At 70.0% G+C, this 24,963-nt stretch carries 17 protein-coding genes; 5 read left to right on the forward strand and 12 right to left on the reverse strand.

Features of this window, described 5'->3' with window-relative positions; all coding sequences use genetic code 11:
- Window positions 1-42: 42 nt before the first annotated feature.
- Window positions 43-759 (reverse strand): GntR family transcriptional regulator, encoded by a 717-nt coding sequence (locus tag ACFZDL_RS41230; RefSeq protein ID WP_353596255.1) that lies wholly within the window; start codon window positions 757-759, stop codon window positions 43-45.
- Window positions 760-971: 212 nt separating this feature from the next.
- Between ACFZDL_RS41230 and ACFZDL_RS41235 the strand changes: the two genes are divergently transcribed.
- Window positions 972-2,450, forward strand: a complete 1,479-nt coding sequence (locus ACFZDL_RS41235) for a TIGR00366 family protein (protein ID WP_353596254.1) — start codon at window positions 972-974, stop codon at window positions 2,448-2,450.
- Here the strand turns inward: ACFZDL_RS41235 and cobF are convergent.
- The 3 genes from cobF to ACFZDL_RS41250 all read right to left on the reverse strand — a co-directional run bounded on the left by cobF (window position 2,429) and on the right by ACFZDL_RS41250 (window position 7,692).
- Window positions 2,429-3,229 (reverse strand): precorrin-6A synthase (deacetylating), encoded by an 801-nt coding sequence (cobF, locus tag ACFZDL_RS41240; protein WP_353596253.1) that lies wholly within the window; start codon window positions 3,227-3,229, stop codon window positions 2,429-2,431. The genes ACFZDL_RS41235 and cobF overlap by 22 nt on opposite strands.
- A gap of 87 nt (window positions 3,230-3,316) precedes the next feature.
- Window positions 3,317-4,699: an L-serine ammonia-lyase gene (locus ACFZDL_RS41245; RefSeq protein WP_391193896.1), complete on the reverse strand. Its 1,383-nt coding sequence runs from the start codon at window positions 4,697-4,699 to the stop codon at window positions 3,317-3,319.
- Window positions 4,700-4,941: 242 nt separating this feature from the next.
- On the reverse strand, window positions 4,942-7,692 hold the full coding sequence (locus tag ACFZDL_RS41250; RefSeq protein ID WP_353597028.1) for a SpoIIE family protein phosphatase: 2,751 nt from the start codon (window positions 7,690-7,692) through the stop codon (window positions 4,942-4,944).
- 77 nt (window positions 7,693-7,769) lie between these two features.
- On the opposite strand from ACFZDL_RS41250, the gene ACFZDL_RS41255 reads away from it, so the two are divergent.
- Window positions 7,770-8,567: an IclR family transcriptional regulator gene (locus tag ACFZDL_RS41255; RefSeq protein WP_353597027.1), complete on the forward strand. Its 798-nt coding sequence runs from the start codon at window positions 7,770-7,772 to the stop codon at window positions 8,565-8,567.
- Between the two features lie 92 nt (window positions 8,568-8,659).
- Here the strand turns inward: ACFZDL_RS41255 and ACFZDL_RS41260 are convergent, their stop codons facing one another.
- The 5 genes from ACFZDL_RS41260 to betA all read right to left on the reverse strand — a co-directional run bounded on the left by ACFZDL_RS41260 (window position 8,660) and on the right by betA (window position 16,093).
- On the reverse strand, window positions 8,660-9,622 hold the full coding sequence (locus tag ACFZDL_RS41260) for an ABC transporter substrate-binding protein (protein WP_353597026.1): 963 nt from the start codon (window positions 9,620-9,622) through the stop codon (window positions 8,660-8,662).
- A 13-nt stretch (window positions 9,623-9,635) separates the two neighbouring features.
- The gene (locus ACFZDL_RS41265; protein ID WP_353597025.1) at window positions 9,636-11,612 is read right to left on the reverse strand and encodes an ABC transporter permease subunit; all 1,977 of its coding nucleotides are present in this window, start codon (window positions 11,610-11,612) and stop codon (window positions 9,636-9,638) included.
- Window positions 11,612-12,703, reverse strand: a complete 1,092-nt coding sequence (locus ACFZDL_RS41270) for a glycine betaine/L-proline ABC transporter ATP-binding protein (protein WP_353597024.1) — start codon at window positions 12,701-12,703, stop codon at window positions 11,612-11,614. Before ACFZDL_RS41270 ends, ACFZDL_RS41265 begins: the two co-directional genes overlap by 1 nt.
- A 19-nt stretch (window positions 12,704-12,722) precedes the next feature.
- Window positions 12,723-14,192 (reverse strand): aldehyde dehydrogenase family protein, encoded by a 1,470-nt coding sequence (locus tag ACFZDL_RS41275; protein WP_353597023.1) that lies wholly within the window; start codon window positions 14,190-14,192, stop codon window positions 12,723-12,725.
- Window positions 14,193-14,422: 230 nt separating this feature from the next.
- The gene (gene betA / locus ACFZDL_RS41280; RefSeq protein WP_353597022.1) at window positions 14,423-16,093 is read right to left on the reverse strand and encodes a choline dehydrogenase; all 1,671 of its coding nucleotides are present in this window, start codon (window positions 16,091-16,093) and stop codon (window positions 14,423-14,425) included.
- 147 nt (window positions 16,094-16,240) lie between these two features.
- Here betA and ACFZDL_RS41285 point away from each other — a divergent pair, with 147 nt between their 5' ends.
- A complete protein-coding gene (locus tag ACFZDL_RS41285; protein ID WP_353597021.1) occupies window positions 16,241-17,038 on the forward strand; it encodes an IclR family transcriptional regulator in 798 nt (265 codons plus the stop codon).
- 64 nt (window positions 17,039-17,102) lie between these two features.
- On the opposite strand, the gene ACFZDL_RS41290 is transcribed toward ACFZDL_RS41285, so the two are convergent.
- The 3 genes from ACFZDL_RS41290 to ACFZDL_RS41300 all read right to left on the reverse strand — a co-directional run bounded on the left by ACFZDL_RS41290 (window position 17,103) and on the right by ACFZDL_RS41300 (window position 20,288).
- A complete protein-coding gene (locus ACFZDL_RS41290; RefSeq protein ID WP_353597020.1) occupies window positions 17,103-18,266 on the reverse strand; it encodes an FAD-dependent oxidoreductase in 1,164 nt (387 codons plus the stop codon).
- A 277-nt stretch (window positions 18,267-18,543) separates the two neighbouring features.
- Complete coding sequence (locus ACFZDL_RS41295) at window positions 18,544-19,146, reverse strand: 3'-5' exonuclease (RefSeq protein ID WP_353597019.1); 603 nt, start codon at window positions 19,144-19,146, stop codon at window positions 18,544-18,546.
- 218 nt (window positions 19,147-19,364) lie between these two features.
- Window positions 19,365-20,288 carry an AraC family transcriptional regulator gene (locus tag ACFZDL_RS41300; RefSeq protein ID WP_353597018.1) on the reverse strand — a complete coding sequence of 308 codons (924 nt, stop codon included), beginning with the start codon at window positions 20,286-20,288 and terminating at the stop codon, window positions 19,365-19,367.
- 103 nt (window positions 20,289-20,391) lie between these two features.
- On the opposite strand from ACFZDL_RS41300, the gene ACFZDL_RS41305 reads away from it, so the two are divergent.
- On the forward strand, window positions 20,392-21,327 hold the full coding sequence (locus ACFZDL_RS41305; RefSeq protein WP_353597017.1) for an MBL fold metallo-hydrolase: 936 nt from the start codon (window positions 20,392-20,394) through the stop codon (window positions 21,325-21,327).
- A 249-nt stretch (window positions 21,328-21,576) separates the two neighbouring features.
- A complete protein-coding gene (locus ACFZDL_RS41310) occupies window positions 21,577-24,951 on the forward strand; it encodes a pyruvate carboxylase (protein WP_353597016.1) in 3,375 nt (1,124 codons plus the stop codon).
- Window positions 24,952-24,963: the final 12 nt, after the last annotated feature.

Here is a 24,963-nt window from a genome sequence, read left to right on the forward strand (position 1 = left end):
GCTTTCTGTCGGTGTGCGGAGGTACGTCGGGCCCGGGCCGGCTCACTGGGGCTGCTCGCCGAAGCCGAGGTGCAGTTGGAAGCGGCCGGGGTCCAGCAGGCTGGTCACGTGCTCGACGATCCGGCCGTCCGCTCCGCGGCTGACCCGGCGGGTGTTGAGCCAGACCTCTCCCTCCGGGCGACGGAGGAGTGTCGCCTCCTCGGCGGCCAGCGGCTTCACGGACGCCCACTCGTCGCCGTGCGTGGCCCGCAGTCCGGCCGCGGCCAGGGTCTTGGTCAGCGAGTCGTCGAGGAGCCCGCGGACGGGGACGTCGGCCAGCGCCGGGGCCAGCGGAACCCTGCTGCGCTCCAGCGAGACGGGTGTGCCCTCCGGCAGCACGCGCAACCGGTCCAGCGCCATGAACTCGTCGCCGTCCAGGCCGAGTTCGCCCGCCAGTCGGGCATCGCGCACCGCTTCGAGACGGAGCACCTCGGTGGTGATCCAGGCGCCCTGGTCGGCCAGGGCTCTGGTCCATCCCAAGCTGTTGTCCAGCAGGCTGCCGTCGAAGGCGACGAACGAGCCGACGCCCGCGTGCGTGGAGATCAGCCCTTGCTTGCTGAGCTCGTCCAACGCTTGGCGGACCGTGGTCCGGCTGACCGCGAAGCGCCGGGTGAGCGCGTGTTCGCCGGGCAGCCTGCTGCCAGGCTCCAGAGCGCCGCTGTGGATCTCGCGGGCCAGAACGCGGGCGATGCGCTGATGCTTGAGGACCTGTTCAGGCATGTCTGGAAGCTGGCCATACATGTCCAGTCCTGTCTAGTGCCAGTTCTTCCCCGACCTGCACTGCCACGCCGACCCCGCCCACGCGCCGGTGATCGCCCATGGGCAGGTTCCACATGGTGCGGCGGCAACCGGTGTGCGGTTCCTCCATTGTCTCGTTCGCCCGCTCCCCATGAGGATCTTGCGGCACCCGGCCCCGCGATCAGGAGATCCGCATGACCACCAAACCCCGAAAGACAGCGGAAGCGGAGGTGAGCGGCGGTGAAACCTGGCTCGCCCGGCTGGCGTTGCGGTTCACCCGCTTCTCCGAGAAGTGGCTGCCCGACGCTCTCGGATTCGTCCTGATCGGCACCTTCGTGGTCCTCGCCCTGGGGCTCGTGTCCGGGGAGAGCCTGCTCGGCAAGCCGAGCGACCCGGAAGCGACCAGCGGCTTCGGCCTGGTGGACGCATGGGGCAAGGGATTCTGGTCGCTCATCGAGTTCACCCTGCAGATGGCGATCATCGTGATCGCGGGCTACGCGGTCGCGGTCTCCCCGCCGGTCGCCCGCCTCATCGCCCGGCTCGCCGCCCTCCCTCGAACTCCGCGCGGCGCCATCCCGTTCACCGCCGCGGTCGCCATGGCCACCTCCTATGTGAACTGGGCGTTCAGCCTCGTCTTCACCGCCATCCTCGCCAAGGAGATCGCCCGTCGGCTGCCCGGAGTCGACTACCGCGCCATCGGGGCCATGGCCTTCCTCGGCCTCGGCACCGTATGGGCCCAGGGCCTGTCGGGATCGGCCGCGCTCCAGGTGGCCAGCGCGGTCTCCAGCCCCGCCGCGGTGCAGAAGATCATCGCCGAGGGACGTGGCAGCGGGGTCATCCCCCTGACCGACACCATCTTCCTCTGGCAGGGCATCCTGGCCACGGTGGTGGTCTTCGCGGTCGCGGTCACCATGGCGTGGTTCCTGGCCCCGTCACCGGAGCGTGCGATGACCGCGGAGCGCCTTGGTATCGATCTCGGTCCCGCGCTCCGCACGAAGAGCCCGGACTCCCGGCGCAGCCGCCCCGGCGAGTGGGTCGAGTTCAGTCCGACCTTCACGATCGCGCTCTTCGTGCTGGGCGTGTGGTACCTCGTCCGCCACTTCGCGCAGGCCAAGGGAAACGCGCTCAACGCGCTCGATCTGAACACCGTCAATCTGATCCTCATCCTGCTGGCCCTCATCCTGCACTGGCGGCCCGTGCACCTCGCCCGCGCCTTCAGGGAGGGGGCGCCGGCCGCCTCGGGCGTGCTGCTGCAGTTCCCCTTGTACGGCGGCATCTTCGGAATGATCGCCTTCACCGGGTTGCACCAGACCATCGCGGACTGGCTGGTCTCGGTGTCGAACGAGTACCTGTACCCGGCCCTCATCGGCGTCTACAGCTGTGTGCTCGGGGTGTTCGTACCCAGTGGCGGTGGCAAGTGGGTGGTCGAGGCGCCGTACGTGCTCGGGGCGGCCAACGAACTGCATGTGAACCAGGGGTGGATGGTCGTGGTGTACGACCTCGGCGAGGCCAGCGCCAATCTGCTCCAGCCGTTCTGGATGCTTCCCACCCTGGCCATCCTGGGTCTGAAGGCGCGTGACATCATGGGCTACACCTTCGCCATGTTCCTGGCGTTGTTCCCCACGGTGCTGGTCCTTGTGACGTTGCTCGCTCAGACCCTGACCTTTCCCTGACGGGGCGAAGGCGCCGCACGCAGCAGATAGGTGTCCATGATCCATCCATGCCGCTCACGCGCGTCTGCCCGCAACCGGCGGATGCGGTCGGACACTTCCCGCAGTGGACCGGCGACCAGCAACTCGTCCGGCGTGCCGAGGTAGGCGCCCCAGTAGATCCAGACGTCCCCCTCGACCTGGGTGAACGACTCGTGCGCATCGAGCATCACGACGATGTCCCCGTCGTCGTTCTGCGCCACGTCGGAGAGCCGGCGGGCCGGGGTGATGTGCACCGGCCGGCCCACCTGGTTGAGTGGGATGCGGTGCCGCGCGGCGAGCGACGAGACACTGCTGATGCCGGGGATGACCTCGACGGTCGAGGAGACGGAGCCGCGCGCCTCGATATCGGCGAGGATCCCGAGTGTGCTGTCGTACAGCGACGGGTCGCCCCACACGAGGAACGCTCCGGTCTCGCCGGCCGTCATCTCGTCGCGCAGCAGGCTCTCGAAGATGTCCGCGCGCCGGGTGCGCCAGTCGTGGACGGCGGAGGTGTAGTCGCTCCGGCCCATCGGGCGCCGGTCCCGGCTCGGGTCGTCCACTTCCACGACCCGGTAGGGCGCCCGCGCGTGCTCGTCCAGCATGCGGTGGCGAAGACCGGTGAGTGCGGACTTGTCGTCCCCCTTCCCGACGATGAAGAAGACGTCGGCGCGGCGCATCGCCTTCACTGCCCCGAGCGTCAGGTGGTCGGGGTCGCCCGCTCCGATACCGATGACGAGAATCCGGCGTTGCTGCGTGGTCATGGCAGGCAGTCTCGCAGGCAGGGCCCTGTACGGTGGCGCCCGGGTACGCGCGGCCAGATGGGGCTCACGGAGGAGATCTCGCCTTCCTCAGCACTCGATGACGTTGACGGCGAGGCCGCCTCGGGCGGTCTCCTTGTACTTGACCTTCATATCGGCGCCGGTCTCCTTCATGGTCTTGATGACCTTGTCGAGGGAGACGTGGTGGCGGCCGTCGCCGCGCAGGGCCATCCGTGCGGCGGTCACGGCCTTGACCGCCGCCATGCCGTTGCGCTCGATGCAGGGGATCTGGACGAGGCCGCCGACCGGGTCGCAGGTGAGGCCCAGGTTGTGTTCCATGCCGATCTCGGCGGCGTTCTCCACCTGTTCCGGGCTGCCGCCCAGCACTTCGGCGAGGCCGCCGGCGGCCATGGAGCAGGCGGAGCCGACCTCGCCCTGGCAGCCGACCTCGGCGCCGGAGATGGAGGCGTTCTCCTTGAAGAGCATGCCGATGGCGCCCGCGGCGAGCAGGAAGCGGACGACGCCCTCCTCGTCGGCTCCCGGCACGAAGTTGAGGTAGTAGTGCAGCACTGCGGGGATGATGCCCGCCGCACCGTTCGTCGGGGCGGTGACGACCCGGCCGCCCGCCGCGTTCTCCTCGTTCACCGCCATCGCGTAGAGGGTCACCCACTCCATCGCGCGCCCCGCCGGGTCGCCCTCGCTGCGCAGCGCCCGGGCGGCCGCCGCGGCCCGCCGGCGGACCTTCAGGCCGCCGGGGAGGATGCCCTCGCGGGACAGGCCGCGGGCGACACAGCCCTCCATGACCCGCCAGATCCCCAGCAGACCCGCGCGGATCTCCTCCTCCGTGCGCCAGGCCTTCTCGTTCTCCAGCATCAGCGCGGAGATCGACAGGCCGGTCTCCCTGGAGAGCCGCAGCAACTCCTCGCCCGTGCCGAACGGGTGGGCCCGCACCGTGTCATCGAGCTTGATCCGGTCCACCCCGACCGCGTCCTCGTCGACCACGAAGCCGCCGCCGACCGAGTAGTACGTCTTCTCCAGCAACGGCAGGCCGTCCGTGTCGTACGCGAAGAGGGTCATGCCATTGGCGTGGTACGGCAGCGAGCGCCGGCGGTGCAGGACCAGCTGGGTCGAGACATCGAAGTCGATCTCGTGCGCCGGGCCGATCTCGGCGCCGAGGAGGCGAACGCGCTGGGTGGCGAGGATGCGCTCGACGTCCAGCTCGGCCTGGGTGACGTCGACCGTGTGCGGCTCGTGGCCCTCCAGGCCGAGCAGTACGGCCTTGGGGGTGCCATGGCCGTGTCCGGTGGCGCCGAGGGAGCCGAACAGCTCCGCCCGTACCGCGGTGGTCTGGGCGAGCAGGCCGTCCCTCTTCAGCCGGGCGGCGAACATCGCGGCGGCGCGCATCGGGCCGACGGTGTGCGAGCTGGACGGGCCGATGCCGATGGAGAACAGGTCGAAGACGCTGATTGCCACGCCATACTCCGTGGGGTTGGAGAGGCGTGCCGAACGTGTCTTGGGCGCGCCCCTGGGGTCTTCGGCCGAGGGGGGACGGCCTGCCTTACGGGGACAAGAGACACCCCGTCTCGAATGGCACAACAAAGTTCGCTATACGCAACATGCTTCCGCTGCTCCAGGAGGTTGTCAAGCATCAGTACGCCATGACGCAAAAGACTGCGCGATGTGCAACAGAATGAGTGCGCAAGCAGCGCGCCACATCACAGTGCCGGCTCGTCCCACGGGCCCAGCATGAGGTCGCCCATGGCGTCCAGCCCGGCCGCGGCGGCGTCCAGGGACTGTTCGCTCCAGATGACCTTGCCGCGGGGGGTGTAACGGGTGCCCCAGCGCCGGGCGAAATGGGCGACGAGGAACAGCCCTCGCCCACCCTCCTCGGTGGTGGCCGCGCGCCGCAGGTGCGGGGAGGTGCTGCTGCCGTCGGCGACTTCGCAGATCAGGGTGTCCCGGTCGTGGAGCAGGCGGAGCCGGATGGGGTCGGCGCCGTAGCGGATGGCGTTGGTGACCAGTTCGCTGAGGATGAGCTCGGTGTTGAAGGCGATCTGCTCCAGTCCCCATGTCTCCAGCTGACGGGCGCAGGCGGCGCGGATGGCGGCGACGGCAGCGGGATCGGAGGGCACGTCCCAGGCGGCGACCCGGTCCGCGTCGAGCAGCCGGGTGCGGGCCACCATCAGGGCGATGTCGTCGCTGGGGCGGGGGCGCAGCAGCGCGTCGAGTACCGACTCGCAGGCCTGTTCCGGGGTCTGGCCGGGATGTGCCAGCGCGTCTCTCAGAAGCTCGAGGCCGGTGTCGATGTCGCGGTCGCGGTCCTCGACGAGCCCGTCGGTGTACAGGGCCAGCCGGGAGCCCTCGGGCACGTGCAGTTCGGCGGTCTCGACCGGCAGGCCGCAACCGAGCCCGAGCGGTGGTGAGACGGGTACCTCGGGGAAGGTGACGGTGCCGTCGGGATGGACGACGGCGGGTCCGGGATGGCCGGCCCGGGCGATGCAGCAGTGTCCGGAAACCGGGTCGTAGATCGCGAACAGACAGGTGGCACCGGTGACGCCTTCGCTCTCGTCCTCGGCGGTCTCGCTCTGGTCGATGCGGTCGACCAGCTCGTCCAGGTGGCTCAGGAGCTCCTCGGGGGACAGGTCGAGAGCGCAGAAGTTGTGGACCGCGGTGCGCAGCCGGCCCATGGTCGCGGCGGCGTGCAGGCCGTGGCCGACGACATCGCCGACGACGAGGGCGACCCGGGTGCCGGGCAGCGGGATGACGTCGAACCAGTCCCCGCCCACCCCGGCCTGGGCGGGCAGATAGCGGTGGGCCACCTCCAGGGCCGACTGCTCGGGCAGGGCGCGAGGCAGCAGGCTGCGCTGCAGGGTGACCGCCATGGCGTGTTCGCGGGTGTAGCGACGGGCGTTGTCGATCGCGAGCGCCGCACGGGCGACCAGTTCCTCGGCGAAGGGCAGATCCTCCTCCGTGAAGGAACCCTGGTCCGAGCGCCAGAAGTCGACCATCCCCAACGCCGTGCCACGAGCCCGCAGCGGCACGGCGATCAGCGAGTGGATCCCGAAGTCGAGGATGCGCCGCGCCCGCTCGGGGTCATGAGCCGGCCAGCCCGGTGCGGCACTCAGCTCGGGCTCGACCACGGCGTGGCCGCTGAGCAGCCCCTGTGCCTGCGGCATCGCCGGCGAGAATGTGATCTCCTCATCCACCGGGCACAGCGGATGGTCGTCCCGGACGCCGCGCACGGAGGTACGGCGCATGGTCAGGGGCGCGCCGTCCGGTTCCTCACCCCGTCGGACGTTCTCCAGCAGCTCGACGGTGACGAAGTCGGCGAACCGGGGGACCGCGATCTCGGCCAGTTCCTCGGCCGTGCGCACCACATCGAGTGTGGTGCCGATCCGCACCCCGGCGTCGTAGAGCAGTTGCAGGCGTTCCCGCGCCAGCCGAGCCCGGCCCGTCAGGGCGCGCAGCTCGGTGGTGTCCCTCAGTGTCGCCACGCTCCCGGCCGGCCCTCCGTGGGGGGCGGTCGGCCGCAGGTTCACCGCCAGCAGCCGCTCCCCCGCCAGGAGCACCTCGTCGGTGACCGCCAGGCCCGAGGTCAGCAGCGTGACGGCACGTGGCGCCAGGCCGAGGTCGGCGACGGGTCGGCCCGCCACGTCCCCGGGCAGACCCAGCAGTCGGCACGCCTCGTCGTTGGCCAGCAGCAGCCGCCCCTCACCGCTGATGACGAGCACGCCTTCCCGGACCGAGTGCAGGACCGCGTCGTGATGCTCGTACATCCGCGTCATCTCGGCCGGGCCGAGACCGTGCGTCTGTCGCCGCAGCCGCCGGCTCACCAGCGCCGATCCGCCCGCGACCAGCCCCAGCCCGCCGGCGGCGGAACCGAACAGCAGCGGCAGCTGTTCCACCACTTTCTCGTTCACGCTCTTGACCGAGATGCCGACGGCCACCAGACCGACGACCTTGCCGTGCGCGTCGGTGACGGGGACCGTCGTGTTCACGGCGCGGCCCACTTCGGGCGTGTAGGACGTGGTCTGGTACACCTTGCCGGCCAGCGCGTGCGCGTAGGGGCCGACGACGTGTTTGCCGATGAGGCGCGGGTCGGGGTGGGTCCAGCGGAAGCCGGCCGGACTGAACGCGATGACGTAGTTGACCTTGGACAGCTTCCGGGCTTCCTCCGCGCGCGGCTGCAGCAGTGCGCTGGGGTCGGCGGACTTCATGGCGGCCACCGTCCCTGGGGCGTGCGCGAAGGTCTCGGCTCCGACGAGTGAGCGCTGGCGGGCCTCGTGCAGGGTCGTGCTCCGGGCCTGCAGCACGAGGGCCGCCACCGCGGCGACGACGAGCAGCACGACGACCGCCACCTGCAGGATGAAGACCTGGCCCGCGACGCTGTGCGCGCTCAGCACGGAGGACAGGCGGGCCGGTGGCCGTGAGGCTCTCTCCTCGCGCCGGGATCTGGAGATGCCCATACCCCAAGTATTGGTGGCCGCCCGCACGTACTGGTCGCTACCGTTCCGGCGCCCCGCGTAGCGAGTATAGTTGCGCTATGGGCAACGACACTGCAGATAGCGAAACAACGGCGCCCGCAGTGCAGGGGGTGCAGTCCGTCGACCGTGCCATCAACGTCCTGGAGATCCTCGCCCGGCGCGGTGAGGCGGGCGTCAGCGAGGTCGCCGACGAGCTCGACGTCCACAAATCGACCGCGTTCCGCCTGCTCGGGGCGCTGGAGGCGCGCGATCTGGTCGAGCAGGCGGCCGAGCGGGGCAAGTACCGGCTCGGCTTCGGGCTCGTGCGCCTGGCGGGTGCGGTCACGGGGCGCCTGGACATCACACAGCAGGGCCGGCCGGTGTGCGAACGCCTCACCGAGGACATCGGCGAGACCGTCAACATCGCCGTCCTGCAGGAACACTACGCGGTCAACCTCTGCCAGGTGCGCGGCCCGGGCGCGGTCGGCACGCACAACTGGGTCGGGCGGCTCACCCCGCCCCACGCCACCTCCAGCGGCAAGATCCTGCTGGCCCACCTGTCGGCGAAGGAGCACGCCGAACTGCTCGTGGCATCCGGGCTGCAGAAGCTGACGCCACACACCCTGACCGCCCGGGCGAAGCTGGAGAAGGACCTCGCGGAGGCGCGGAGGCGCGGCTACGCGGTGACGCTGGAGGAGTTCGAGATCGGGCTGCACGCCGTGGCGGCCCCGATCCGTTCCCACCACGGTGAGGTCATCGCCGCCCTCAGCGCCTCAGGCCCCGCGTACCGCTTCACCGAGGAGCGCATGCACGAGCTCGCGCCCGTGCTGATCGAGGGCGCGGAGGAGATCAGCCGCCGGATGGGCTACGTGGGCTGAAGCCCCCGGTCGGGGCGCCCCGACGTGCGATGCCCGGCGGGCGGCGCGCACCGCCCGCCGGCATCCTCGACCGGCCTCTTTTCGGATCCGTGCTACTTCAGCCAGGCGCTGACCTTGTCGCGATTGGCCTCGACCCACTTCTTCGCCGCCGCGTCGTCCGACATCTTGTCCACCGCGATGTACTTGGCCACGGTGTTCTGGTCGTCGTTGGTCCAGTGGAAGTGCTTCACCAGGTTGTACGCCGGGCTGCCCGACGTGGCGAAGCCCGCACTGACGATCTTGTCCAGCTTGTAGACGGGATAGTCGCAGGCGATCTTGGCCGCGTCGGCGTCGCAGCCCGTCTTGTACGCCGGCAGGTCGACCTTGACCAGCGGCACCTCGGACATGAACCACTGCGGCTCGTAGAAGTAGCCGATCACCCATTGCTTGTTCTTCTCGGCGCTCCGGAAGGCCTGGATGAGCGCGGTCTCGCTGCCCGCGTACACCACCTTGTAGTCCAGCTTCAGGTTCTTCACCAGCGCCGCGTCGTTGGTGACGTACGACGGGTCGCCGTCGAGGAGCTGGCCCTTGCCGCCCGACTCCGAGGTCCGGAACTTGGACGCGTACTTGTTGAGGTTCTTCCAGTCGGTGATGTCCGGGTGCGCCTTGGCCAGCCACGGGGGCACGTACCAGCCGATGATGCCCTCGTTGCCGGTCTGCCCCGCGTCGACGGCGGTCTTCTGCTGGGTGATGTACTTCTTCTTCAGATCGTCGTGGCCCCAGTTCTCCAGGACGGCGTCGACCTCGCCGGTCCCGAAGCCCTGCCAGGCGATCTCTTCCTTCAGGTCCTTCTTGTTGACCGTACAGCCGAGGTCGTGCTCCGCCACGTACGCGATGACAGCCGCGTCCGCCTGGTAGCCCACCCACGGGTTGACGGCGAGGTTGAACGTGCCGCATTTGCCCGGCCCCTTCGCGCCCGCGGAGGAGCTTGTCCCGACCTTCGCTCCCCCGCACGCCGTGAGGGTGAGGCCGAGGACGGCCAGGCCGGCCGCGCCGGCTCTCCAGTGTCTTGCCATGATGTCGTGCTCCTTATGCCCGGGTGCGTCGCGCCGCAGCCTGAGTGATCCGGTCGAACATGACTCCGAGCAGTACGATGGCGACCCCCGCCGCCAGGCCCTTTCCGTACAGCTCTCCCTGCGAGAAGCCGGCCACGACGTCGTAGCCGAGGGCGCCCGCACCCACCAGGCCGCCCACGACAACCATCGACAGCACGTAGATCAGCCCCTGATTGGTCGCGAGCGTCAGGGCGCCGCGTGCCATCGGCAGTTGGACCTTGGTGATGATCTGCAAGGTGTTGCACCCGGCGGAGGTGGCCGCCTCCACGGTGGTCTGGGGCACGTTCCGCACACCGTCCGCGATGATTTTGATCGCGACGGGCGCCGCGTAGACGACGGCCGCGACGATCGCGGTGAACCGTGTGGCGCCGAAGAGCGCGAGGAACGGCACGAGATAGACGAACGGCGGCATGACCTGCGCGGCGTCCAGGGTGGGCCGCACCAGCCGGTCCACGAGCCGGTTGCGCCCCATCCACACGCCGAAGACCACGCCGAGCAGCATCACCAGCACCGTGGCCACGGCGGTCGACGCGAGTGTGGTCATGGCGTCCGACCACAGGCCCGTGCCGACGAGCAGCCCGACGCACACGACGGCGGTCGCCCCGGCGCGCCGGCCGCCGAGCACCGCGCCGAGCGCGACCAGGGTGGCGCCGACGAGCCACCACGGGGAGTCGGTGAGCAGCGTCTGGAACGGGTTGAGCAGTCCGTTGGTGACGGCGTCCCGCAGGGCGTTGGTCAGGCCCGAGAGATGGTCCTGCAGCCAGGTGGTCGTGGTGTCGGCCGCGCTCGCTATGTGACCGCCGACGCTGCCGTTGCCGGGGAACTCGGCCGCCCAGACGTAGGTGTGGGACAGGTAGACCAGGACGGCGGTCGCGATCCCGCCCGCCGCCAGCAGGGGCCGGCGCCACGCGAGGAGGTGGCCGCCCGTGCGGCGGGCCGTCTCGGTGCGCGCGGCCGCCGCCGTGGTGACCCGGTCGAGCACGATGGCCATGACGACAATGGCGAGGCCGGCGTTGAAGGCGGTGCCGACGTCGAGTGACTGCAGGGCCTGGACGACGGTCTTGCCGAGACCGGGGGCGTCGATCAGGGCGGCGATGGTCACCATGGCCAGGGCGGCCATGATGGTCTGGTTGACGCCCATGACCACCGTGCGCTTGGACATCGGCAGCAGCACTTTGCGCAGTTGCTGGGATCGCGTCGTGCCGAGCGAGTCCGCTGCCTCGACGGTGGTTCGGGGCACGGAGCGGATGGCGTGCGCGGTGATGCGGATGGCGGGCGGCGCCGCGTAGATCACCGTGGTGATCACCGCTGAGGCCCCTCCGATGAGGAAGATCAGGGTCAGCGGGGCGAGGTAGACGAAGGTCGGCATCGTCTGCATGAAGTCCAGGAAGGGCGTCATGATCCGGTTGAACCGGTCGGACAGACCGGCCCACACTCCGAGCGGGACGCCGATGAGCAGCGCCACGACGACCGCCGACAGGGTCAGCGCCAGCGTGTCCATGCTCTCCTGCCACAGGCCCTGCAGCCCGAAGAAGGTGAAGCCCGCCACGGCCAGGAGGGCGACCCGCCAGTTGCCCACGGCCCAGGAGACATAGCCGGTGAGTCCGACGACGCCGAGCCAGCCGATCTGCGGGAGCGGACGGCTGCCGGTGGGCTGGGAGATCAGCGACTGGACGAAGGTCAGCAGGTTGTCGATGACCAGGCGGATCTCGTTGAAGAAGTAGAGGAAGAGCGGGTTGGAGTTGCGGCCCGCGCCGATGGTGTCGTTGACGTCATTCAGCCAGCGGTGCAGACCGGTCAGCTCGGCCGCCGCGAGCGTCAGCGTCTGCCGTCCGCGCAGCACGGCGAAGAGCGCCAGCCAGGCGATCAGGATCGCCGCCACCACCATGGGGCGGCTGACCTTTCTGCGTACGGTCGCGGCCGACGCGGTCACATCGGCGGTGACGGCCATCAGACCCCGCCTTCCTGACCGGCGACGACGGACAGGATCTCCTCGTCGCCGACGATGCCGAGCAGCTTGCCGCCCTCGACGACCTTGACGGGCTTCTCGGCCGCGAGCACCGCACGGGTGGCCTCGCGCACGACGACGTCCGGGCCCAGCTCGGGTCCGTCGAGCTCGTCGTCCGGCTCCACGGGGCGCATGATCCAGCGCAGGGTCAGTACGTCGCCGCGCGGCACGTCCTTGACGAAGTCCCGTACGTAGTCGTCGGCGGGGGCGCCGACGAGTTCGTCCCCGGTGCCGCACTGAACCATCTTGCCGTCGCGCATGATCAGGATGCGGTCGCCCAGCTTCAGGGCCTCGGAGAGATCATGGGTGATGAACACCATGGTCTTGCCGACCTCGTGGTGCAGGCGGATGACCTCGCTCTGCATATCGCGGCGGATCAGCGGGTCGAGGGCGGAGAACGGCTCGTCGAAGAAGAGGACGCCCGGGTCGCCGGCGAGGGCGCGGGCGAGACCGACGCGCTGCTGCATACCGCCGGAGAGCTGGTCGGGGTAGGAGTTCTCGTATCCGGCCAGACCCACGAGTTCGACCACCTCCCGGGCGCGCTTGGTGCGCTGGGCCTTGCCCATGCCCCGGATCTCCAGACCGAACGCCACATTCTCGACGACCTTGCGGTGCGGCAGCAGGCCGAAGTGCTGGAAGACCATCGAGAACTTGCTGCGCCGCAGCTCGCGCAGCCGCTTGGGGTCGGCGCCGCGGATGTCCTCGCCCTCGAAGACGATCTCGCCGGAGGTGGGTTCGATCAGCCGGGTCAGACATCGCACCAGGGTGGACTTGCCGGAGCCGGACAGGCCCATGACGACGAAGACCTCGCCCGGTGACACCTCGAAGTCCACCTCGCGCACGGCCGCGGTGCAGCCGGTGCGGTCCATGAGCTCGCGGCGGGTCAGCCCGCACAGCTCCTTGGATTCCGGCACCCGGTCGGCCTTGGGCCCGAACACCTTCCACAGCCGGCGCACGGAGATGACCGGGGTGCGGTCCTGGGGGTGGTGGGACGTGCCGCGCCGCCGCGGCACCTCGGTCTGTGCTGTGGTCATGTTCGACCTCTTTTCGGCATCAGCCGCGGAACCAGTGCTGCGGCCTGGGTTGGATGTTCTGCCAGACGTGCTTGGGCTCTCGGTACTCGTCAAGGCCGGTCGGGCCCAGCTCACGGCCCACGCCCGAGTGGCCGAAGCCACCCCATTCCGCCTGTGGCACATAGGGGTGGTAGTCGTTGATCCACACCGTGCCGTGGCGCAGCCGGCGCGCGACCCGCTGGGCCCTGCCGGCGTCCTGCGTCCACACGGCTCCGGCGAGTCCGTACTGCGTGTCGTTGGCGATGCGGACGGCGTCGTCCTCGTCCTGGAAGCGCTCGACGGTGAGCACGGGGCCGAAGGACTCCTCGCGCACCACGCGCATGTCCTGCCGGCACTCGTCGAGGACGGTGGGCGGGTAGTAGAAGCCGTCTGCCAGCGCGGGGTCGTCGGGACGCTCGCCCCCGCAGCGCAGGACGGCGCCCTCGGCGAGTCCGGCGGCGACATAGGCCTCGACCTTCTCCCGGTGCCGGGCGGATATCAGCGCCCCGGTCTCGGCCTCCGGGTCGAAGGGGCCGCCGAGCCTGATGAGCCGGGCGCGGCGTACGACCTCCTCGACGAAGGCGTCGTGCAGAGGGTCCTCGACGATCAGGCGGGCGCCGGCGGAGCAGACCTGCCCGGAGTGCAGGAAGACGGCGGTGAGGGCGAAGTCCACGGCGGTCTCGAAGTCGGCGTCGGCGAAGACGACGTTCGGGTTCTTGCCGCCGAGTTCCAGCGCGACCTTCTTCACCGTCGTGGCGGCGGTGGCCATGATGCGCCGTCCGGTCTCCAGGCCCCCGGTGAAGGACACCATGTCCACGGCCGGGTCCTCGGAGAGCGGCGCGCCCACCTCGGGTCCCGCGCCCAGCACGAGATTGGCGGCGCCGGGCGGGAGCCCCGCCTCCTGCAGGGCCCGCATCAGCAGGATCGAGGTGGAGGGCGTGAGCTCACTGGGTTTGAGCACGATCGTGTTGCCCGCGAGCAGCGCCGGGGCGACCTTCCACGATGCCTGGAGCAGCGGGTAGTTCCAGGGGGTGATCAGTGCGCAGACGCCGACGGGTTCATGGGTGACCCGGCTGAGGGCGTCCTCGCGACCGGTGTCGACCACGCGGCCGGCGTTGGTGCCGGCGATGCCTCCGTAGTAGCGGAAGCAGGAGACGACATCGGCGATGTCGAACTCGCTCTCGACCAGGCGCTTGCCGGTGTCCAGCGACTCGGCGCGGGCGAACTCCTCGGTGTCGCGTTCGAGGATGTCGGCGGTGCGCAGCAGGAGTGCGCCGCGCTCGCGCTCCGGGGTGTGCGGCCAGGGGCCGGTGTCGAAGGCACGCCGGGCCGCGGTGATCGCTGCCTTGCTGTCGGGGCGCGTTCCCTCCGAGACCGTCCTGACGAGCGTGCCGTCCGCCGGACAGTGGATCTCACGGTGGCCACCGGCCACCGGATCGCGCCATTCTCCGTCCACATACAGATCTGCCACGGGCTGAGCCCTTCGAACGGAATTCGTTGCGCATCACGCATTGAATTGCTTGTGGTGGAACACCTTCACCGCATGGACGACAAACGTCAAGAGGGCGGCGAATCACGATTTCACTTGCACACGTCCGCGAAAGCGGCAGTTCGGTGTTGGGCGGCAGGCCCATGTCCCGCGCGACGCCGGGACGGTGACCACGGTGTCGCGCGGGGCGCGGGGAGGGGTTCGGCGCCTGCCTACCCGGCCTGCTCCTGGGCGTCGCGGTGCCGGTAGTACGCGGCCGTGGAGGGTGGCAGCGGGTCCTTGCCGAGGATCAGGTCGGCCGCCTTCTCGGCGATCATCATCACCGGTGCGTAGATGTTCCCGTTGGTGACGTACGGCATCACCGAGGCGTCCACCACGCGCAGCCCTTCCAGCCCGTGCACCTTCATGCTCAGCGGGTCGACGACGGACATCTCGTCGGTGCCCATCTTGCAGGTACAGGAGGGATGCAGAGCGGTCTCGCCCTCCTTGGCCACCCAGGCCAGGATCTCCTCGTCGGTCTCGACGGAAGGGCCGGGCGAGATCTCGCCACCGTTGTAGGCGGCGAGCGCCGGCTGGCTGAGGAGGTGGCGGGCCACCCTGATGGCCTCGACCCACTCGCGGCGGTCCTGCTCGGTGGAGAGGTAGTTGAAGCGCAGCGCGGGGTGTTCCCGCGGGTCCCTGCTCTTGATCTTCACCGAACCGATGGCGTCCGAGTACATGGGCCCCACGTGCACCTGGTACCCATGGGCACCGGCCGGTGAGGAGCCGTCGTAGCGGACCGCGACGGGCAGGAAGTGGAACATCAGGTTGGGGTAGGCCACGTCCTCGTTGCTGCGGGCGAAGCCACCCGCCTCGAAGTGGTTGGTGGCCGCGGGGCCCTTGCGGAAGAGCCACTGCAACCCGATGAAGGGGGCGCGCCACTTCGCCATGTACGGCTGCATGGAGACGGGCTGTCTGCAGGCGTACTGGACGTACACCTCCAGGTGGTCCTGCATGTTCTCGCCGACGCCGGGCAGGTCGTGGACGATGTCGACGCCGAGGGCGGACAGCTCGGCGGCGTTCCCGACACCGGAGAGCTGCAGCAGCTGCGGCGAGTTGATCGCGCCGCCGCACAGGATGACCTCGCGCGCCCGGACCTGCCGCGGCGCACCGCGCCCGTGCTGGTACTCGACGCCGACGGCACGCTTGCCCTCGAAGAGGACGCGGCTGACGAAGGCGCGGGTCCTGATGGTGAGGTTGGGCCGTTTCCGCACGGGCTTGAGATACGCCTTGGAGGCCGACAGGCGGCGCCCGCGGTGAACATTGCGGTCGAAGGGCGCGAAGCCCTCCTGCCGGTAGCCGTTGACGTCGTCGGTGCGGGCCTGGCCCGCTTCCTGGACGGCCTCGAGGAAGGCGGTGAACAGGGGGTTCGTCGCAGGGCCGCGCTCGAGGACGAGGGGGCCGTCATGGCCGCGGAACTCGTCGTCGGGGTCGGCCGCGAGGCAGTTCTCCATCCGCCGGAAGTACGGCAGGCAGTGTGCGTAGTCCCAGGTCTCCATGCCGGGGTCGGCGGCCCAGCGCTCGTAGTCCATGGGGTTGCCACGCTGGAAGATCATGCCGTTGATGCTGCTGGAGCCGCCCAGTACCTTGCCGCGGGCGTGGTAGACGCGCCGTCCACCCATGTGCGGCTCCGGCTCGGACTCGTACTTCCAGTCGTAGAAACGGCTGCCGATGGGGTAGGTCAGCGCCGCGGGCATGTGGATGAACACGTCCCACGGGTAGTCGGAGCGGCCCGCCTCCAGGACCAGTACCCGGTTTCCGGGGTCGGCCGAGAGTCGGTTTGCCAGTGCGCTGCCGGCTGATCCACCGCCGACGATGACGAAGTCGTACTGCAGAGGAGCCATGGTGCCTCGTCTCGCTCGCGCTGTAGATGCGCGACGGATGCTAATACGAGTATCGCCATACGCACTAGGTTGCGGTGCACGCAACTTGCGGAGGCGGGCGTCCGTTTTGACGGCCTGGACGTTGTGTATTCCGCGTATAGTTTCACCATGAGCAACTACACCCCGGATATCGAAACGGCAGGTCCCCAGACCGGCGGGGTGCAGTCCGTCGACCGGGCCATCAGCGTCCTCGAGATCCTGGCGCAGCGTGGCGAGGCGGGCGTCAGCGAAGTCGCCACCGAGATCGATGTTCACAAGTCCACCGCGTTCCGCCTGCTCGGGGCCCTGGAGGCGCGCGACCTGGTGGAGCAGTCGGGGGAACGCGGCAAGTACCGGCTCAGTTTCGGCATCCTACGCCTGGCGGGCGCGGTCACGGCTCGCATCGACATCACCCAGCAGGGTCGCCCGGTGTGCGAGCGCCTGGCCGAGGAAATCGGCGAGACGGTCAACATCGCCGTCCTGCAGGAACACTACGCGGTCAACCTCTACCAGGTGCGCGGCCCGGGAGCCGTCACCGCGCACAACTGGGTCGGCCAGCTGACCCCGCTGCACGCCACCTCCAGTGGCAAGATCCTCCTGGCCCACCTGCCCGCCGAGGAACGCGCCGCGCTGTTGACAGAGGCCGGCATGAAGAAACTGACCCCGCGCACGATGGCGTCCAGGACGAAGCTCGAGAAGAACCTCGCCGAGGCCCGGGAGCGCGGCTACTCCTGGACGCTGGAGGAGCTCGAGATCGGGCTGCACGCCATGGCCGCACCGATCCGTGACCGGGAAGGCCAGGTCATGGCGTCGATCAGCGTCTCCGGGCCTTCGTACCGATTCACCGAGGAGCGTATGCACGAACTGGCTCCGGTGCTGGTCAAGGGCGCGGAGGAGATCAGCCGCCGCATGGGACACCTGGGCTGAGCGCACCGACGACGCCCTCCTCGGACGACGTCCTCCTCAACGGAGGGCGGTTCTGCGCGTGGTGTCAGGACGCGGCGGTGGCGAGCTGCTTGCGCCAGCGGGTGAACAGCCGCGGCTGGTCCATCCCGAGCACGGCGACCGGCCTGCCGGCCCGCCGGTAGACGGCCAGGAAACTGCGGTCTTCGGTGGCGCCTTCCTCGACCGTCACACGGTCGGCCCCGGCGGCGTGGCCGACGAACTGGATCTTCACCCCGTACTGATCGGACCAGAAGTACGGCGGCCGGGGCACGCCCGGTTCCCTCGCACCGTGGGCGAGCAGCGTGGCCACGGCGGCGTCGGGGCGCTCCAGGGCACCGGTCCAGTGCTCGACGCGGCGGTGGGTTCCGGTGTGCGGGTCGTACCAGTTGGCGCAGTCCCCTACGGCGACCACCCCGGCCACACTGGTGCGGCCGTCGGCGCCGCACGTCACCCCGTTGTCGAGTGCGATCCCGGATCCCCGCAGCCAGTCGACGCAGGGCCTCGCGCCCACGCCGACGACCACGGCGTCGGCGGGAACGCTGCGGCCGTCCTCCAGCAGTACGGACTCCACCCGGCGCTCCCCGCTCAGCCCCTTGACCCCCACCCCGCACAGCAGCCGCACGCCGTGGTCGGCGTGGAGTGCGGAGACGACCCCGCCCATGGCCTCGCCGAGCGGTCCGGCCAGCGGTGTCGGCGCCGCCTCGATCACGGTCACGTCGAGGCCGAGGGCATGGGCCGTGGAGGCGACCTCGGCGCCGATGAATCCGCCGCCGATCACCACCAGCCGCCCGCCCCGGGCCAGTTGCTCCCGCAGGGCGCGGGCGTCGTCCAGGGTGCGCAGCACATGGACTCCGGCAAGGCCCTCGGTGCCGGGCAGGGTGCGGGCGGCCGCGCCGGTCGCGATGACCACGCCGTCGGCTCGTACCTCCCGGCCGTCGGCGAGCTCGATCGCCCGCCCGGTGCGGTCGAGTCCGGTGGCGCGGACGCCGAGCACCCACTCCGCCTGAAGCTCCTCGTCGTCCCTCTCCAGCGCCAGATCGGCCTCCCCGATGACGCCGGTCAGGAACTCCTTGGACAACGGCGGCCTGTCGTACGGGCGGTGGGCCTCGTCGCCGATGACGACCAGCCGGCCACCGTACCCCCGGTTCCGCAGCGAGCGCGCGGCCGACAGACCGGCCAGCGAGGCGCCCACCACGGCCACGGTTCTCACGCGGGGTCCCCGGCCAGGCGGGAGGCGATGCGGGGCGGCGGGGCTTCGCCTCGCGGCAGATCCGCGAGACGGCACGCGGGAATCATCATGACACCTCGGTGCATATAACGAAACGGATTGCGGTGTGCGCAACGCCAGTCTGCGGGCCGCGCCGAACCGTTGTCAAGGCGCCCACAGGCCCGGTCACACCGGCTCCGACGACGGCTCCCCGGGCGCGCCGAAGCGCCCTGGAAAGCGCGGCTGAGCAGGGAGAACAGACGCCGTACAGGGCGCACCGTCAGAGACGCCGCACACAGCCCTCGGGCAAGGCTGCCCCGGTGCCGCACAGGTGCTTGATGGCCGCAGCGAACGAATAGCAGTCGAAAAGCGCTGAATGCTCGCTGCCCGCTGCGGGCTTGGGGAGGTCGAGCACCTGCCACAGGCGGCCAACGTTCACTTCTGCCGTCTGCGGGGCGACGGCGTTCAGCCAGGGCCGAACATTGAGGAAATGGGCGCCGAGATACCCGTTCTTGACCTCTTCCCCCCGGGCTCGCACCCAGCCCACGTTCTCCCCGAGAACAACCATGTCGTTACCGTAGGAGAGCACCGACTGCCCCCGGCAGAACCCGAGGAAGTCGCCCAGCGCCTCTGCCGCGGAAGCACCCTCCCGGTCCACCGCCTCCTGGTCGATTCCGGTCAACTCGGTGAAGTAGGAAGACAGTCGCGGATTGACCACGGGTCGCACCAGCGCCTCGTACTCCTCGACGACGGAAAAGTCCTCACCCAGGCGCAGCGCACCGATCTGCACAATCTCACGAAGCTGCCCCGGCGCTCCCCAGTCCCGCTCGAGCGCACCCTGCCATGATGTGAATTCAAGGTCGAACACGACGAACGTAGACAATCCGGTCTCCCTCTCGCACAAGTCGCCGCAAGGCTAACGCAACTCCCTGCGCCGCCACCTCGCACGCTTACGCGTCGGCCTGGAGCTGCGCGAGCTCCGCCTCCAGGTCGGCCATGGCCCGGCACCCCGGCCCGCATCCACCAGCATCTGAACATGGGGTGACCTCCGGCCCGGCGCCTCGGCCCGGATGCCGGACACGGCGGTGCCGTAGGTGGTGCTCAGACCGCGGATCGCTCCGCTGGCTGTGCGCGGAAGCGCCCCGGAGTGGCTCCGAACTCCCTTTTGAAAGCGTGTGAGAGGGCGTAGGGGGTGCCATAGCCGACGCGGTGGGCGATGGCGGCCAAGGGCTCTTCGGTGTCACGGAGCAAAGTGGCGGCGAGGGTCAGGCGCCACCAGGTGAGGTACGCCATCGGAGGGCGGCCCACCAGGGCGGTGAACCGGCGGGCCAGGGTGGGGCGGGAGACACCCGCCTCGGCGGCCAGGCGGTCGTTGGTCCACGGGGCGGCCGGATCCGAGTGCAGTGCCCGCAAAGCGGCGGCCGTCACCGGATCGGTCAGTACGGCCGGCCACGCACCGGCCGCGCCCTCGGCCATCCAGGAACGGATCATGTAGACGAAGAAGAGGTCGAGCAAGCTGGGGACCGCGACGCACGACCCGGGCCGCCGTGCGTCCAGCTCACCGCCCAACAGGACGATCGCGGCGCGCAGTTCGGGGTGGCTGCCCACACGGTGCGGCAGATGGACGACCTCGGGCAGCTCCGCCATGAGCGGGTGTGCGCGGCTGCGGTCGAGCCGGTACTTGCCGCACAGCATCTCCACCTCTCCGTGCGCCGGTGGCTCCTGCGGCCCCCTCTCCTCCAGCCATCGCTCGAACGACACCGCCCGCTTCACGGCCTCCGTGTCGGCAGGCGAGTCGGCGATCACATGCCCCGTGCCGTGCGGGAGCAACACCGCGTCTCCGGTCCCGAGCGAGACCGGAACACCGCCGTCGGGAAGCAGCCAGCAGCTCCCTTTCAGGACGACATGGAAGCCCGCGCCGTCATACGGAGCGAGTCGCGCGCACCAGCTGCCGCTCACCCGCACCCGGTTCGAGGACGGCTGTCCGATCCGCACGGCCGCGATCGCGTCACTCACCACATCCACCGCGCCAGCCTATCCCGGACCACGGCGATGTGAGCCGGACGCGTATTGCGTTGAGCCTGACAAGCATTGAGGCGCTCTGCCGACGCTCCCTAGGGTCGAGGGCATGAACAGCGAGAATTCCCGGGGCAAGAGCGTCGTGTTGGGCGATGTCGAGGTCATCCGCGTCGTCGAGTGGCAGGCCCCGTACGCGCCGGCCCGCACCCTCGTCCCGGAGTCGACCACCGAGATCTGGACGGACAACGAGGACTGGCTCGCGCCGGGCCACTGGGACGCGGGCAGCGACAGGGTGGTGGTCGCACTGCAGACCTGGGTGTTGCGCAGCGGCGGACGAACCGTCCTGGTCGACACCTCGGTCGGCAACGGGCGCGAGCGGCCCGGCTCACCACACTTCCACCAGTGGCAGGGTGATTTCCTCGGTCTGCTGACACGGGCCGGCGTTCACCCGGAGCAGGTCGACGTCGTCGTCAACACCCATCTCCACGGTGATCACGTCGGCTGGAACACCCTCGGGGTCGACGGAGGCTGGGCGCCGACGTTCCCCAACGCGCAGTACCTGATCCCGGCCGCCGACGACTTCCATTACGGGCCGGACAACGCATACGGAAACGGTCTACGAGCGGACGACCGGCTGATCTACGAGGACAGCATCGCGCCGATCCACCAATCGGGCCAGGCCGTGCTGTGGGAAGACACCTACCGCATCGATGAACACCTCACCCTGGAGGCAGCCCCCGGCCACACACCCGGATCCTCGGTGCTTCGGCTCGAATCGGCGGGCGACCGGGCGGTCTTCGTCGGCGATCTGCTGCACAGCCCGGTGCAGATCCTCCAACCCCGCTGGAACAGCTGCTTCTGTCTCGACCCAGGACAAGCAGTGGCCAGCCGCCGCCGGATTCTCGAGCGGGCCGCCGCCGCCCGCGAACTGGTCGTCCCCGCGCACTTCGGCGGATCAGGCGCCATGGAGGTCCGCAAGGAGGGCGAGGGGTTTGTCCTCGGGCCATGGGCGGCCTTCGGCGCGGACAGCCCGGCGGCCCACTGATGGCATGAGCCGGGCCGAGGGCGACGGCCGGAGCGGCACCGGGTGCCACATACGGGAGCCCCTCGCGCTCGATATCGACCCTTTGGCGCAACCGATACCTCCTATTTACGGAGATTCTGCGGCTTATATTCTTCACCATCAGACGCGTCGCATCTCTTTTCTTTGGCACCTGGTGCCACTAACGTTCACGGGGCTTCCAGGATGCGATGGAGAGCCGATCGACGGCCCGACCGAACAAGGGGGACAGCGATGTTCCGGAAGATCCTCGTTGCCAACCGTGGTGAGATCGCGATTCGGGCGTTCCGCGCCGGCTTCGAGCTGGGCGCGAAAACCGTCGCTGTGTTCCCGCACGAAGACCGCAACTCGCTGCACCGGCTGAAGGCCGATGAGGCGTACGAGATCGGCGAACCCGGGCATCCGGTGCGGGCCTATCTGTCCGTGGAGGAGATCGTCCGCGCGGCGCGCGCAGCGGGCGCGGACGCGGTCTACCCCGGGTACGGATTCCTGTCCGAGAACCCCGAGCTCGCCCGTGCGTGCCAGGAGGCGGGCATCACGTTCGTCGGCCCTGACGCGGAGATCCTGGAGCTGACCGGGAACAAGGCGCGGGCGGTGGCCGCGGCCCGGGCGGCCGGCGTCCCGGTCCTCGGCTCCTCGCAGCCCTCCACCGATGTGGACGAGCTGGTCCGGGCGGCGGAGGAACTCGGCTTCCCGGTGTTCGTCAAGGCCGTGGCCGGCGGTGGCGGACGCGGTATGCGGCGGGTCGAGGACCGCAGGACGCTGCGCGAGTCCATCGAGGCGGCGTCCCGCGAGGCGGCCTCCGCGTTCGGCGACCCCACCGTTTTTCTGGAGAAGGCCGTCGTCGAGCCACGCCACATCGAGGTGCAGATCCTCGCCGACGGCGACGGCAACGTCATGCACCTGTTCGAGCGTGACTGTTCGGTGCAGCGCCGCCACCAGAAGGTGATCGAGCTGGCGCCCGCGCCGAACCTCGACCCGGAGCTCCGCCGGAGGATCTGCGACGACGCGGTGAAGTTCGCCCGGCAGATCGGCTACCGCAACGCGGGCACGGTGGAGTTCCTGCTCGACCGTGCCGGGAAGCACGTGTTCATCGAGATGAACCCGCGCATCCAGGTCGAGCACACGGTGACCGAGGAGGTCACCGACGTCGATCTGGTGCAGGCCCAGCTGAGGATCGCCGCCGGCCAGACGCTGGCCGATCTCGGGCTGTCACAGGAGAGCGTCCAGCTGCGGGGGGCCGCTCTGCAGTGCCGGATCACCACCGAGGATCCGGCCAACGGCTTCCGCCCGGATGTCGGCATGATCAGCGCGTACCGCTCGCCGGGCGGTTCGGGCATCCGCCTGGACGGCGGCACCGCCCACGCCGGCACGGAGATCAGCGCGCACTTCGACTCGATGCTGGTCAAGCTGACCTGCCGGGGCCGGGACTTCGCCACCGCGGTCGGCCGCGCCCGGCGCGCCGTGGCCGAGTTCCGCATCCGCGGGGTGGCCACGAACATCCCGTTCCTGCAGGCCGTGCTGGACGATCCGGACTTCAGGGCCGGGCGGGTCACGACCTCGTTCATCGAGCAGCGGCCGCAGCTGCTGACCGCGCGCCACTCCGCCGACCGCGGCACGAAGCTGCTCACCTACCTCGCCGACGTCACGGTGAACAAGCCCCACGGCGAGCGGCCGGCGCTGCTCGACCCGACCGCCAAGCTGCCGCGGACCCCCGACGCCGAACCGCCTGCCGGCTCCAGGCAGAAGCTCACCGAACTCGGCCCGGAGGGCTTCGCACGGTGGCTGCGCGCCTCGCCGACCATCGGGGTGACCGACACCACCTTCCGTGACGCGCATCAGTCGCTGCTGGCCACCCGCGTGCGGACGAAGGACCTGCTCGCGGTGGCCCCGGTGGTGGCGCGGACGCTGCCGCAGCTGCTGTCCCTGGAGTGCTGGGGCGGCGCCACCTACGACGTCGCGCTGCGTTTCCTCGCCGAGGACCCCTGGGAGCGCCTGGCCCAGCTGCGCGAAGCGGTGCCGAACATCTGCCTGCAGATGCTGCTGCGCGGCCGCAACACCGTCGGCTACACCCCCTACCCGACCGAGGTGACCGACGCCTTCGTCGAGGAGGCCACGGCCACCGGCATCGACATCTTCCGGATCTTCGACGCGCTCAACGACGTCGGCCAGATGCGCCCCGCCATCGACGCCGTACGGAACACCGGCACCGCCATCGCCGAGGTCGCGCTCTGCTATACCGCCGACCTCTCCGACCCGTCGGAGAAGCTGTACACCCTCGACTACTACCTGAAGCTGGCCGAGCAGATCGTGGCCGCCGGCGCACACGTGCTGGCGATCAAGGACATGGCCGGGCTGCTGCGCGCCCCGGCCGCGGCCAAGCTCGTGGCCGCGCTGCGCCGGGAGTTCGACCTGCCGGTGCACCTGCACACCCATGACACCGCCGGCGGTCAGCTCGCGACTTACCTCGCGGCGATCCAGGCGGGCGCGGACGCGGTGGACGGGGCGGTGGCCTCCATGGCGGGCACCACCAGCCAGCCGTCGCTGTCGGCGATCGTGGCCGCCACCGACCACTCCGACCGGCCCACCGGCCTCGATCTCCAGGCCGTTGGCGACATGGAGCCGTACTGGGAGACCGTACGCGCCGTCTACGCCCCGTTCGAGGCCGGTCTGGCCTCGCCGACCGGGCGCGTCTACCACCACGAGATCCCCGGCGGACAGCTGTCCAATCTGCGCACCCAGGCCATCGCACTCGGCCTCGGCGACCGCTTCGAGGAGGTCGAGGCGGTGTACGCCGCCGCCGACCGGATGCTCGGCCACCTGGTGAAGGTCACCCCCTCGTCGAAGGTGGTCGGCGACCTGGCGCTGCACCTGGTCGGGGCCGGAGTGGCACCGGAGGACTTCGAGGCCGAGCCGAACAGGTACGACATCCCCGACTCGGTCATCGGCTTCCTCCGCGGCGAGCTGGGCACCCCGCCCGGCGGCTGGCCGGAGCCGTTCCGCACCAAGGCGCTGCAGGGCCGCCCGGGCCCCAAGCCGACCCCCGGACTGTCCGCCGAGGACCGTGAACTGCTGGAGAAGGACCGGCGGGCGACACTGAACCGGCTGCTGTTCCCCGGGCCGACCAGGGACTTCGCCACCCACCGCCAGAACTACGGCGACACCAGCCTGCTGGCCAGCAAGGACTTCTTCTACGGGCTGCGCCCGGGCAAGGAGTACGCGGTGGACCTCGAGCCCGGTGTCCGGCTGCTCATCGAGCTGGAAGCCATCGGCGAGGCCGACGAACGCGGTATGCGTACCGTGATGTCCTCACTCAACGGCCAACTGCGGCCGATCCAGGTGCGGGACACCTCCGTGGCGTCCGACATCCCGGCGACACAGAAGGCCGACAAGGCCAACCCGGGCCATGTCGCGGCCCCCTTCGCCGGCGTCGTCACGCTCACGGTCGCCGAAGGCGACACGGTCGAGGCGGGCGCCACCGTGGCCACCATCGAAGCGATGAAGATGGAAGCCGCCATCACCGCTCCCAAGGCGGGCAAGGTGTCCCGTCTCGCCATCAGCCGGATCCAGCAGGTCGAAGGCGGTGACCTCCTCGTCGAGCTGGGCTAGGCGACAGGAAGT

It is taken from the genome of Streptomyces sp. NPDC007917, assembly GCF_042959105.1.
GTDB lineage: Bacteria > Actinomycetota > Actinomycetes > Streptomycetales > Streptomycetaceae > Streptomyces.

Excerpts from the sequence above, each read along its gene's own strand:
- ACFZDL_RS41230 (WP_353596255.1), bottom strand. The coding sequence starts at position 759 with ATGCCTGAACAGGTCCTCAAGCATCAGCGCATCGCCCGCGTTCTGGCC.
- ACFZDL_RS41270 (WP_353597024.1), bottom strand. The coding sequence starts at position 12,703 with ATGACCACAGCACAGACCGAGGTGCCGCGGCGGCGCGGCACGTCCCAC.
- ACFZDL_RS41265 (WP_353597025.1), bottom strand. The coding sequence starts at position 11,612 with ATGGCCGTCACCGCCGATGTGACCGCGTCGGCCGCGACCGTACGCAGA.
- ACFZDL_RS41285 (WP_353597021.1), top strand. The coding sequence starts at position 16,241 with ATGAGCAACTACACCCCGGATATCGAAACGGCAGGTCCCCAGACCGGC.
- ACFZDL_RS41310 (WP_353597016.1), top strand. The coding sequence starts at position 21,577 with ATGTTCCGGAAGATCCTCGTTGCCAACCGTGGTGAGATCGCGATTCGG.
- ACFZDL_RS41250 (WP_353597028.1), bottom strand. The coding sequence starts at position 7,692 with ATGGGCATCTCCAGATCCCGGCGCGAGGAGAGAGCCTCACGGCCACCG.
- ACFZDL_RS41235 (WP_353596254.1), top strand. The coding sequence starts at position 972 with ATGACCACCAAACCCCGAAAGACAGCGGAAGCGGAGGTGAGCGGCGGT.
- ACFZDL_RS41305 (WP_353597017.1), top strand. The coding sequence starts at position 20,392 with ATGAACAGCGAGAATTCCCGGGGCAAGAGCGTCGTGTTGGGCGATGTC.
- ACFZDL_RS41260 (WP_353597026.1), bottom strand. The coding sequence starts at position 9,622 with ATGGCAAGACACTGGAGAGCCGGCGCGGCCGGCCTGGCCGTCCTCGGC.
- ACFZDL_RS41255 (WP_353597027.1), top strand. The coding sequence starts at position 7,770 with ATGGGCAACGACACTGCAGATAGCGAAACAACGGCGCCCGCAGTGCAG.
- cobF (WP_353596253.1), bottom strand. The coding sequence starts at position 3,229 with ATGACCACGCAGCAACGCCGGATTCTCGTCATCGGTATCGGAGCGGGC.
- betA (WP_353597022.1), bottom strand. The coding sequence starts at position 16,093 with ATGGCTCCTCTGCAGTACGACTTCGTCATCGTCGGCGGTGGATCAGCC.